We start from the raw sequence: 12199 nt of genomic DNA, 5'->3' as shown, positions 1-12199 counted from the left end.
ATCAAACTCCTTTCTTTAAGGGAGACCTGCTCGGTATCTTTCACTTTACCAGAAATTTAAGCGCTTTCATATATACGGAAAAGGGGTGTATTGATTGCAGCGTAGCATGTGGATGAAATTGCTGTTATATGGTGGTCTGCTAAGCACCATACCGGTTATCGTCGTTGGCGTGTTTGCTTATATACAGTCAACGAACCAGGCCGAACAGAGAGTTGAAAATGAAAAATTGCAATTGATGAGGCAAGTGCAGGCAAATATTGAAACGGTGCTGACAACTGTCCACCATTCTTTAAATAATACGATTGAGTCGCCGACAATGGAAGCGGCCATTCGCACGCCTTTGTACGGCGAAGATTTTCTCGTTTACCGAGATTTGCGGACGGAGCTTAGCAAACTGCAATCATTTGATACAAAAGTAGAGGAAACGATCGTGTTAAACAATGACCAAAATTGGCTTGCCACCAATCAGGGCATTCGGCGCCTGGACAGCCACGTAGATTATGAACGCTATTTGACTTTTTTTGATTTGCCGTATGATACGACGTGGAAATTGATAGCCAATGATTCTTTTACAGAACCGATTATACGGCGGAATTGTCCGTATAGTCTCAGTCTTATAAAAAAATTGCCAGCACGGGCTAGTGAGAAATTTGGGCTTGTTTTTGCCAATATCCCGATGTGCACGATCCAAGAAATGATCGGCGGAGATGAAGTGGACGACGAGTTAATGATTTTAGACGAACATAACCGTGTCATTGTCCACTCTGATGAGCAGGCAGTCGGAAAAACATTAGCTGAATTAGGCTTTTCAGAACCAGTGTGGACAACGGAGGCAGCTGGCCAGTTTACGGTTGACCGAGATCAAGAGCCATTTGCTATTACCTATTCATCTTCTACATTTACTGGTTGGAAATATGTCTCAGTTACACCAATGGACGAATTAATGGCTGAAACAAAAAGCATTGGCTGGTTTACGTTTTATGTTGTGCTTGCGATCATTTTGCTGTCAGCACTCGTTGTATGGCTGTTCTCACGCAAGTTGTATTTGCCTGTGCAAAAGCTTGTTGCCGCAGTCACGCAAAAGGAGAACGGCGTGCCAACTGGGAAAAGACGGACGGAGTTCCAAGTCATTGAAGATACGCTGCAAGAGCTGTTCTCATCAAAGTCGATGCTGGAACAAGAACTAAGCATCCATGCGAAACAGTCGATGACGCTATTTTTAATGCGTTTGTACCAAGGCCATTTCTCGGAAGCAGAAAGGCAAGAACGGCTCAAACTTTATGGGCTCGACAGCCGCATGGCAAAGTGGCATTCCTATAGTTTGCTCGTTGTCCATTACGAGCATCCTCAAAAAGAAGAAGACCAACAGGAAATGGATTTGCTTACGTTTGCGATGCTCAATGTCGCTGAAGACACCATTCCCGAAGAATACCGTCTTCCTGCCGTGTGGGTCGACCAGTTGCTTGTCCTGTTTATTGGCTTAGAAACAGACAGCCAAGAACAAGGGAAGTCAGTCATTTACCAATGGAGCGAACGGCTTAAATCATTTATGCACCATTACTTAGAGACCGATGTTAGCATTGGCATTAGCGCCCCATTTACAGACATGGCCCAGACAAGCACTGCCTTTAAAGAGGCAAAAGAAGCACTCACCCATCGGCTTAAATTTGTCGATAACGTCATTATTAATTATGAAAGCATCCAAGCGAAAGAAAAGTCGAGTATGTTCCAGTACCCTGAACACTTGGAAGAAGAATTGTTGCTAGCGCTCCGTCTTGCCGATGAAAAACAAGCTTACAACTTGTTTAGCCACTTGCTGGCAGAGGTTAGCGAAGGAGCCCCTCATCTCGGTGAAGTCCGCGTTTCCTTTATGCGGTTGCTCAACCGAATGCTGCAACTATACCAAGAAAGCGGATTGCGCCACGATCTCTTGCCAGAAGGCACCCTTTATCAAGAGTGCTTAAAGATCCGTAGCCAAGAGCAAATGAAAAACTGGTTTGTCAGTCGCCTGATTGACCCATTGTTATCAGCCTTCAAACAAGTGAGCGAATCCCAGTTCCAGCACTTATCAGAAAAAATGATTGACTACATCCACCAGCATTACCACCAAGCGGTAACGCTTGAACAATGCGCGGCTGATTTGCATTACAATGCCAATTACTTGAGCAGCGTGTTTAAGGAAGGCACGGCAATGACGTTTAGTGAATATTTGGCCCAATATCGCTTGAAAAAAGCAAAGGAATGGTTAGCGAAGACATCAGAACCAGTCAAAACGATTGCCGAAAAGCTTGGTTACAACAACTCGCAAAACTTTATCCGATCGTTCAAAAAAATGACTGGAATGACGCCAGGCCAATACAGACAACAAAAACAATTAAAATGACGGTATAAACGTAAAAAAACAGGTCCGTAACCGCAGTAATCATTTTGTTAGGTGAGGCGCAAATCGTGGATTGCTGCTGGGATTATGGGCAAATGATTATTCAAAAAAATGCGGCGCCTCGCTAATATGGGAAGCAGAGAAAAAGGCTGCAGCCAAAAAACAAGCAGGTGGGAAGCGGAGAAAAAATGAACAAAAAGGTGGGGGTTTACAAATGGCAAGTTGGAAACAAATGTGTGCAGCATTGAGTGTGGGCGTTAGTTTAGTAGCGATCACAGGATGCGGCGCCGAAAATGAAAGCGCTTCCTCTGAAGGGGAAAAGCCTTCTGCTGAAGAAGGCCCGTTTAAATTTACAATCATGGCTAATTTGCATACAGCAGAAGTGCCAGAAAAAGAAGTCCAACATTTGTTGGAAGAGGCAACAAACACAGAGCTCGATATTCAATGGGTGCCAGATAGCAATTATGAAGAACGGTTAAATACCGCTTTTGCGACAGGGACGTTGCCCCAAGCCGTTTATATGAAAAACCAAACGACCTATGACCAGTTTAAAGATGCAATCCGCGATGGACAATTTTGGGAAATTGGCCCTTATTTAGATGAATTCGAGAATTTGAGAAAACTAAAACCGGAAGTCGTTGAAAATACAATGGTTGATGGAAAAGTATATGCGCTCTACCAAGGCCGTCCTTTAGCTCGTTCAGGCATCATCTATCGCAAAGACTGGGCTGACAACCTTGGGCTTGAGGCGCCAACAACGATTGAAGAGTTCGCAGAAATGGCCCGCGCTTTTACAGAAGACGACCCTGATGGCAACGGCCGCGACGACACGATTGGCTTAACAGACCGGAACGACCTCGTTTATGGGGCCTTTAAAACAGTCGCGTCGTGGCATGGGACGCCAAATGGATGGGGCGAAAAAGACGGCGAGCTTTTGCCAGAATTTATGTTTGATGAGTATATCGATACGTTAGATTTTTTTAAAGAACTTCATGAAAACGGATACATGAACAAAGACTTTCCAGTTACAAGCAAGCCGGACCAACAAGCGCTCTTAAAAAATGGAACAGCAGGCATCTATGTAGGCTCTATGGGCGATGTATTGACGCTGTATTCAGAAGCGTCGCAAATCAATCCTGATTTAGAATTTGATGTCCATAACTATGTCGAAGGGCCAGATGGCGAATACAACATTTGGGCGATTCCTGGTTACGGCAATTTAGTGATATTCCCGAAATCAGCGGTGCAAACAGAAGAAGAGTTAAAAAGCATTCTTTCTTTCTATGACCAGCTCATGGAGCCGGAGAACGCAAACTTGATTTACTGGGGCATCGAAGACGAGCACTACAGCGTGGAAGATGGCAAAGCTGTTGCGATTGAAGATACGCAACGGACGGAGCGCGAAGTCAAGCCATACCAATCGATTGAAATCGGCGAAGCTGAAACAAATGGCCGCTACTTAGGGCAAAGCCATTATCCAGTCAAATTAAAGGCCGATGAGCTCGAAATCGATAACGAGTCTTATTTGGTTCACGACCCGACAACGACGCTTCATTCGCCAACAGCGCAAACACATGGCGAACGTTTGCAGCAAATTATTAACGATGCAACGTATCAGTATATCCTTGGACAAACGGACCTCGCTGGCTTCGAGCAAGCAGTTGAAACATGGAGAAGCCAAGGCGGCGATGACATGATCAGCGAGTACAACGAGTCATACAACCAGCAATAATCCGCTATCATCCAGACTGATAGAAAACGCTTGTCAGCCGAGGCGCGAGCCGAGTGAAGATGCGAATAGAACATGGGTTCATGAGCACCTGAACGAGGAGAGCAACGAAGGATGCGAGCGTTTGTCTACAGTCTGAAAGGGCAGGTAAGCTTCGGCCAGAGTCATCGGGCGGAGGCTTGCCTCCCTTTATATTCGAGTGAAAGAGGTGTGCCATGGACAGCCCGATAATGGCAAATAAAAAATGGACCCGGACAAAAGCAGAAAGGCGCCAGGAACTATGGCGCAAAATCAAAAAGAACAAATGGATTTACTTAATGATTGCACCGGGTATTCTCTATTTTTTTGTCTATAAGTATATTCCCATGTATGGATTAATCATTGCGTTTCAAGATTATAAACCGTATCTAGGCATCACTGGAAGCGAGTGGGTCGGATTGGACCATTTCCGCCGGCTGTTTGCCGATCCTGACTTTTGGATGATCTTCAAAAACACGCTCGTTCTCTTTGCGTTGCAAGTGTGTATTTCGTTTCCAGTGCCAATCATACTGGCGCTGATGCTCAATGAATTGCGGAGCCGCGCGTACCAACGCAGTATTCAGACGATGATTTACATTCCCCATTTTATGTCGTGGGTCGTCATCGTTTCGATCAGCTATGTCATGCTGACGCTTGATGGCGGGATTGTGAACAACATTTTGCGCGCGCTCCAGTTTGACCAAATCAATTTCTTGCTAAACCCTGAATGGTTTCGGCCAATGTACATTTTGCAAATTATTTGGCGCGAGGCTGGCTGGGGCACAATCATTTTCTTAGCAGCAATTGCCGCAGTCGATCCCCAGTTATACGAAGCGGCAAAAATGGATGGCGCCAACCGTTTCCGGCAAATGTGGCATATTACGCTGCCAGCGATCCGCAGTGTCATCATCGTCTTGCTTATTTTGAAAATCGGCGATGTGCTTGAATTAGGATTTGAACATGTCTATTTGCTGTTAAATGCGTCTAACCGCGAAGTGGCGGAAATTTTCGACACTTACGTTTATACGGCTGGATTGAGGCAAGGCCAATTTAGCTACAGTACCGCCGTTGGCTTTTTTAAAGGGGTTGTTGGCTTAATTCTTGTTGTGATGGCCAACTGGCTGGCGAAGAGATACGGAGAAGAAGGAATTTACTAGGAAAGGGGGCGTTTGTTTTATGGTTGGCGATAAATCGTTATCAAGCCGCATTTTTAATGCGACCAATATGATCATTCTTGGCATCATTGCCTTGCTTTGCATTTTGCCGTTTATTCATGTCATCGGCAGTTCCTTTGCGACAGGCGCTGAAATTGCCCAACGCAGCTTTTTGCTGTTCCCGACACAATTTAGTCTAGACGCCTATCGCTACATTTTTTCAACAGACACGCTTCTGCGCTCCATGGGCGTTTCCATCGGCGTCACGTTAGGCGGCACGTTGTGGAGCATGCTGTTGTCCGTTTTAACTGCCTATGGCTTGTCACGGAGAGATTTAGTCGGCCGGCGCTTTCTCATGTTTTTCATCGTTTTTACGATGTTGTTCAACGGCGGCATGATCCCGACATTTCTCGTTGTCCAGCAAACAGGGCTGATTGATTCATTGCTAGCTCTTATCGTACCTGTAACGATTAACGCGTTTAACATGATTATTTTGCGGAGCTTCTTTATGAATTTGCCGAGCGGCCTAGAGGAATCGGCAAAAATTGATGGGTGTAGCGATTTCGGCGTGCTGTTTCGCATTGTCATCCCGTGCTCGTTGCCGGCCATCGCGACGATTTCATTGTTTTATGCCGTAACCTACTGGAACACCTATATGCACGCGATTCTTTATATAAATGATCCTGATAAGTGGCCTGTGCAAGTGCTGTTGCGGCAAATTGTCGTCTTAGCAACTGGGTTGAATTACGATGGCTCTGAATATACAAGCGTTCCGCCACCGGAAATTAGCGTCAAAATGGCGGTGATCGTTGTCGCGACAATTCCTGTTTTGCTCGTTTATCCATTCTTGCAAAAATATTTTGCCAAGGGCGCCTTAATTGGCTCCATGAAAGGGTAAGCCTATGGCAGAAATCGATGATTATTTGCAAGGGCTCTACCGGCAACAGGTTGGCAGCATCACTTGTAAAGACGAGCGTTTGGCAGCTTTACGCGAAGCGATTGGCGATTTCCCGAAAGCGACAATGCTTGAGGCGACTTGCCTTTATAAGCGGCAACACCGCTCGTTTACGGAGAGCGCTTACGTGCTTCCAACAACGGCAGAACTAAAACTGCCGTTCCGTTTATTCGAGCCTGTTGACGGCAACAAGGAGACGGTTGTACTCGCATTGCATGGCCACGGCGCAGGCGCAGTGGAAGCGTTGCAGGAAGATTCGAGCCATAACGCCTTTGCCTTAAAGCTTGTTGAGCAAGGGGCCGTCGTTGTGTTGCCTGAGCTTGCCGGCTTTGGCGCCCGTAAACGGAAGCAAGACCAATCGGAGCAGAACAGTTGTTTTTCCCTTGCCTCTCACTTGCTTCTTTACGGCAAAACACTTGCTGGCCTGCGCGTGTTTGAATGCGTCCGTTTGCTTGATTGGATAGGCGAAACGCGCCGTGGCAACGTTGGCTGTATCGGTTTTTCAGGCGGGGCCTTGATTGGGCTGTTGTTGGCAGCAACAGATGAGCGGATCAAAGCAACCGTACTAAGCGGTTTCGCGAGTCTGATGCGCGACAGCATTTTAGCTTCACGCCATTGCCTAGACAACTACATTCCTGGCTTGCTCACGATCGGCGAAACGCCACAATTGCTTGAGCTGATTAAGCCGAGGGCACTGTTTATTGAAAGCGGCAGCGACGATCATCTCTTCCCGTCTGAATCGGTAAAGCAAGCATTGCATGAAAGCAAATGGGGAAAAGCCGATTTTTTTGCCGGAGGCCATCAAGTGAACGGAACAAAAGCGATCCCGTGGCTTTTGAACGAATTGGGAAAGGAGCAACAACAACATGGAACCGTTTAACAATCCGATCATTCCAGGGTTTTATCCTGACCCGTCGATTTGCAGGGTAAACGAAGACTATTATTTAGTTACGTCTACATTCGAATATTTTCCTGGTGTGCCGATTTTTCATTCAAAAGATCTTGTCAATTGGAAGCAGATTGGCCATGTGTTAGATCGTCCAGAGCAGCTCAATCTTGATGGCACCCCGAATTCACGGGGCATTTATGCGCCGACGATTCGTTACCATAACGGCCTGTTTTATATGATTACCACATTTGTGGAGAGCCAACACGGCGCAAGACGCAATTTCTTTGTGACCGCAACAGACCCCGCTGGGCCTTGGTCAGACCCCGTCTGGATAAAGGGGGCGCCTGGGATTGACCCATCGTTGTTTTTTGATGAGGATGGCCGCGTTTATTATACAGGCAATCGTGTCCCCTCTACAGGGCAAACACACGCCAAGCATATGGAAATTTGGCTCCAGGAAATCGATCCCATTACAGGCCGCCTGCTTGGCGAACCGACTGGGATTTGGGATGGTGCGCTAAAAATAGCCCATGCCCAGGAAGCACCCCATCTTTATAAAAAAGACGGCTACTATTACTTGTTTATTGCCGAAGGGGGGACTGGATTCACCCATGCGGTGACAGTAGCGCGAAGCCGGGAGATTGCCGGCCCTTATGAGGCGAATCGGCGCAACCCCGTGCTGACGCACCGCCATCTCGGCCAGGACTACCCGATTACGAATGTAGGCCACGCCGATATCATCCAAACACAAGACGATGAATGGTGGCTTGTCTGTTTAGGTTCCCGTCCATATGGGGGCATGTACCGCAATATGGGGCGTGAGACGTTTTTAGCGCCTATGCGCTGGGAGGACGATTGGCCTGTTGTTTGTCCTGAGACAGGGAAAATCGAAGGCGAGATGCCAGGCCCGTCTTTGCCGCGGCAAAAGGTGGAACCCTTGCCGGTCCGGGATGATTTTAACGCTCGCAAGCTAGGCTTTCAATGGAATATGATCCGCACGCCGCGGACGCCGTTTTACTCCCTTGAAGAGAGGAAAGGGTATTTACAGTTAAACGTGCGCCCGGAAACGCTTTCTGACGAGGCAAATCCGAGTTTTATCGGGCGCCGCCAGCAACATCGATCGTTTACTGTCCGCGCTTTTATGGAATTCGATCCTAAGCAAAGCGGCGAGGCTGCTGGACTTGCTTTATTTTACAGCCAGAAAAACCATTACCGCTTTGAACTTATACATAGTGGGCAGTTGTTTATACGGCTCGTAAAAGTAGAGGATGGGGTGGAAACAGTGGTGGGTAAAAGCACGGCGCCGATTCCGGCAACAGCGATTGAATGGCAAGTTGACGCCGATTTGCAAGAACTTTCGTTTTCATACCGTGTGCCAGGTGGCAAGTGGCGCATGGTTGCTAATAAGCAAGATGGCAGGCTATTGAGCACAGATCGAGCAGGAGGCTTTGTCGGCACTTATATTGGCATGTTTGCGACAAGCAACGGACAAAACAGCACAACGACAGCCACATTTGATTGGTTTGAATACAAGGGGGAATCGACATGACCTCATTCGCGAAAGTGCGGAGCCAACAGCCGTTAGAGTGGGGAAAAAAGGCGTGTGAGGCGATTATGAGCAAGTACGAGCCGGTTGAAATGCCGCCAGCCAACCGCTGGCATTACCATCAAGGCGTGTTTTTATGCGGCGTGCACCGGATTTGGGAACTGGATCACAACGAAGCCTACTTTCAGTATGTGAAAGACTACGTCGATGCCTTAATTGATGAAGACGGCAACTTCCTGTTTCGCCGCGATGAGTTAGACGCGATTCAAGCTGGACTTTTGCTTTTGCCGCTGTTTAGGCGTACAGGTGAGTATCGCTATCAAGAAGCGGCCCGCAAACTCCGAGGCTTGCTCCATACGTTAAACCGCAACCGCTTTGGCGGCTTTTGGCATAAGGACAAATACCCGAACCAAATGTGGCTTGACGGCCTTTATATGGCTGGCCCATTTGCAGTCCAATACGGGCAACAATTTAATGAGCCTGAATTGATTGACCTTGTCCTGAGGCAAGAAGAGCTGATGCGCACCCATACGAAAGACGAAGCGACAGGTCTGTATGTCCATGCTTGGGACGCAAGCAAACAAGTAGCTGTCTGCGACAAAGAAACAGGCAAGACAGAGGAAGTTTGGGGCCGTGCTCTTGGCTGGTATGCGATGGCGCTTGCCGATCTAATTGACTTGCTTGGCGAGAATCATATGAAACGCCCTATGTTAGAAAGCGCGTTCCAGTCTTTAATGGCCCGCCTCCTCGCTTACCAAGACGAACAAACAGGGCTCTGGTATCAAGTCGTTGACAAAGGCAACCAGCCTGATAACTGGCTAGAAAGCTCATGCACGAGCCTGTTTGTCTATGCATTGGCAAAAGGCTACCGCCTAGGGTTGCTTGGTGAAGACGCGTTTTTCCATGCTGAAAAAGGGCTTTCAGGCTTGTTGGACTATGCGGTTGAGACGGAAGAAGACGGCACGCTTGTTTTAAAAATGATTTGCATCGGCACATCGATCGGCCGTTACGACGATTACATTAGCCGGCCGACGAGCGCCAATGACTTGCATGGCATCGGCGCATTTGCACTCGCTTGTACGGAAATCGAAAAAGGACGGAAGCACCGATGAACCGGCGGTTTGTTTGCTTTGCTGTCATCGTTTTGATCGCGTTAGCAGGATGCGGCAAACAAGGAGACGATGACCGCCTTCATGTGATGGCCTTCTCTGACGAGCTCTATCAACAGCAAGACCAGTTGCTTGAACTTGTCAATGAAGACGAAGCAAAGCTTACGGTGTTTCCAACCGTATTAGAACGGCTTGTCGTTGAGTTGGCAGGCCACGAAGCTGACATTTTGCTCGTGGATGGCAGCCTAACAGAGGCAATCGATCCAGAAGGGCTCGTTTCATTAGAAGGAATGGACGGCGTTCCTGTCCAATTAAAGGGAGAAGAGTCGACAGTCGCAGTGTCTGTTGACAGCGTGCTTGCCACAAGCTTCGCCCTCGACCATGAAGCCGTCCTTGTCCTGCCTGTTTATAGCAATAAGCAAGCAGAGGCAAAAAAGCAAGTCGAAAAATGGCAGGAGGGAGAACAACGTGGAGTTAACGGGAATGTGGGGTAGCTTTTACCGTGTATCTGTATTTATTTCCAAACTGGCTTATGGAAACGCTCTCTGGCTCGGTTTTACGGTGCTCGGGCTTGGCTTGTTCGGCGCGGCTCCAGCGACGGTCGCTTTGTTTGCCGTCACCCGGGGATGGGTGAACGGCAAGTGGGAAGAGGTGCCTGTGTTCAAAACGTTTTGGCAAACGTACAAACAGGAATTTTGGCGCGCCAACGGCGCAGCGCTTGCTTTGTTCCTTGTCGGTTTTCTCCTGTATTGGAATTTCACGTTGTTTGCTGGCCCTGGGCTCGCGATGATGGTCGTTCGCGGCTTATTGCTGATTGTGTCGGTGCTGTACGGCAGCATGCTGCTGCTCTATTTTCCTACGTATGTCGGTTTTGATTTAAAAGGCTTGAACCGTGTCCGCGCTGCACTGCTCATTAGTTGCGGCCATCCCTTGCATTTGATTTTGTTAGGCGCCTCCTTGTACGGCCTGCAATTTTTGTTTATGTCGATGCCAGGTTTGATTTTGTTTTTTGGCGCAGCAAGTGTCGTTTATGTGATTTCTTGGGGAGCCGAGCGGATTTTCCGCTCGATGAAACGGTTACAGCTTTCTCAGCAAAAGGCTTCATTAGAAAAGGAGCCAGAAGGAGTGTCTAATGGAAAGAGTCGTGATTTGCGGCCTGAGCAACAGGGCGCTTAAGATGTTTGTAGAACCGCTTATTGCTCGTTTTCACCAGGACAATGAGATTGTCGCTTTGCTTGATATTGACCCGAAACGGTATGAGGTTTGTTTGCAAACGTATCCTACACTTGCCAATGCCACGTTTTACCGGCCAGACCAATTTGAACAAATGGTCAAGGAAACGAACGCGACGATGGCCGTTGTCGCAAGCCGCGACGATACACATGTGGATTACATTTTACGCGGCTTGGCGTTAGGGCTCAACATAATTAGCGAGAAGCCGATGGTGACAACAAGCGAAGATGCGAGGCGTGTCCTCGAAGCGGAAAAGGCGAGCAAAGGAAAGGTCACTGTCGCGTTTAACTATCGTTACAACCCGTACCACATCAAAATTAAGGAATTAATCCAATCAGGGCGAATTGGCCGTATAACGTCGATTGACTTAAATTGGTATATCGATACGTACCACGGATCGAGTTACTTTAAACGCTGGAACCGAAACCGCGCTTTTTCTGGCGGTTTGTCTGTCCATAAGTCGACGCACCATTTTGACCTCGTTAATTGGTGGATTAGCCAGCGCCCCCAAGACGTGTTTGCCTTTGGCGACCTGCACTATTACGGGGCAAACAGCGAATTAAACCCACGGCGGGAAAATGGCCGCCATTGCGGGACGTGCAGCGATCAGCAAAATTGTTCGTATTACAGGCGCTGGTTTGGCCGCAGCCAATCGACGCAAATAAAAGACGACCATTTAATGGCAGGGCAGGACCTTGGCGCGTACACAGGCTATCGTCCCGACGCCTGTGTGTTTGACGAAGAAATTGACATTGAAGATACGTATGTTGCTAATGTCCGCTACGATGGCGGTGCATTGCTCAGCTATTCGATCAACTTCTCGCTTCCGTATGAAGGCTACCGCCTGGCGATCAATGGCACAAACGGGCGAATTGAGACGCAGGAATACCATGCGCCGTCGCGGACGCCATTTCCTGTGCCAGAACAAACGATTGAATTATTTCCGCTATTCGGAGCGAAAGAAACGATCCATGTCGTCCAAAAAGAGGGCGGCCATGGCGGCGGCGACCCGGTGATCCAAGAAGATTTGTTTTTAGGCGAAGATCCTACACGGCCATTCGACGTCCTCGCCGGGGCAGAAGCAGGGGCGCTCTCGGTCGCTGTCGGGGAAGCGGTGTGGAAGTCGGCGAAACAGGGCGCTCCGATTCGAATTGAAACGTTGCTCGCCAATAAAGAGGAGGTATAG

At 48.2% G+C, this 12199-nt stretch carries 10 protein-coding genes; all 10 read left to right on the top strand.

Going from position 1 to position 12199, the window contains the following annotated elements:
- Positions 1-94 precede the first annotated feature (94 nt).
- The 10 genes from N6H06_RS19150 to N6H06_RS19105 all read left to right on the top strand — a co-directional run bounded on the left by N6H06_RS19150 (position 95) and on the right by N6H06_RS19105 (position 12199).
- The gene (locus N6H06_RS19150) at positions 95-2383 is read left to right on the top strand and encodes a helix-turn-helix domain-containing protein (RefSeq protein ID WP_263707731.1); all 2289 of its coding nucleotides are present in this window, start codon (positions 95-97) and stop codon (positions 2381-2383) included.
- A gap of 211 nt (positions 2384-2594) precedes the next feature.
- Complete coding sequence (locus N6H06_RS19145) at positions 2595-4112, top strand: extracellular solute-binding protein (protein ID WP_263707730.1); 1518 nt, start codon at positions 2595-2597, stop codon at positions 4110-4112.
- A 212-nt stretch (positions 4113-4324) separates the two neighbouring features.
- Positions 4325-5284, top strand: coding sequence for an ABC transporter permease (locus tag N6H06_RS19140; protein WP_263707729.1), 960 nt, complete (start codon positions 4325-4327; stop codon positions 5282-5284).
- A 19-nt stretch (positions 5285-5303) separates the two neighbouring features.
- Positions 5304-6179, top strand: coding sequence for a carbohydrate ABC transporter permease (locus tag N6H06_RS19135; RefSeq protein ID WP_062750138.1), 876 nt, complete (start codon positions 5304-5306; stop codon positions 6177-6179).
- Positions 6180-6183: 4 nt separating this feature from the next.
- Entirely contained in the window at positions 6184-7116 is a 933-nt protein-coding gene (locus N6H06_RS19130) for a dienelactone hydrolase family protein (RefSeq protein WP_263707728.1), read from the top strand.
- Positions 7103-8674 carry a glycoside hydrolase family 43 protein gene (locus N6H06_RS19125; protein ID WP_263707727.1) on the top strand — a complete coding sequence of 524 codons (1572 nt, stop codon included), beginning with the start codon at positions 7103-7105 and terminating at the stop codon, positions 8672-8674. Before N6H06_RS19130 ends, N6H06_RS19125 begins: the two co-directional genes overlap by 14 nt.
- Complete coding sequence (locus N6H06_RS19120; RefSeq protein WP_263707726.1) at positions 8671-9783, top strand: glycoside hydrolase family 88/105 protein; 1113 nt, start codon at positions 8671-8673, stop codon at positions 9781-9783. The genes N6H06_RS19125 and N6H06_RS19120 overlap by 4 nt, the downstream gene beginning before the upstream one ends.
- Entirely contained in the window at positions 9780-10274 is a 495-nt protein-coding gene (locus N6H06_RS19115; protein WP_062750134.1) for a hypothetical protein, read from the top strand. Before N6H06_RS19120 ends, N6H06_RS19115 begins: the two co-directional genes overlap by 4 nt.
- Positions 10249-10956, top strand: a complete 708-nt coding sequence (locus tag N6H06_RS19110; RefSeq protein ID WP_263707725.1) for a YesL family protein — start codon at positions 10249-10251, stop codon at positions 10954-10956. Before N6H06_RS19115 ends, N6H06_RS19110 begins: the two co-directional genes overlap by 26 nt.
- Positions 10913-12199 (top strand): Gfo/Idh/MocA family protein, encoded by a 1287-nt coding sequence (locus tag N6H06_RS19105; protein ID WP_263707724.1) that lies wholly within the window; start codon positions 10913-10915, stop codon positions 12197-12199. The genes N6H06_RS19110 and N6H06_RS19105 overlap by 44 nt, the downstream gene beginning before the upstream one ends.

Origin of the sequence: Shouchella tritolerans, from assembly GCF_025770735.1 — a bacterium.
Taxonomy (GTDB): Bacteria; Bacillota; Bacilli; order Bacillales; family Bacillaceae_D; genus Shouchella; species Shouchella tritolerans.
The sequence above is the reverse complement of the archived record's forward strand: the minus strand, read 5'-3'. Positions and strand labels throughout refer to the sequence as shown.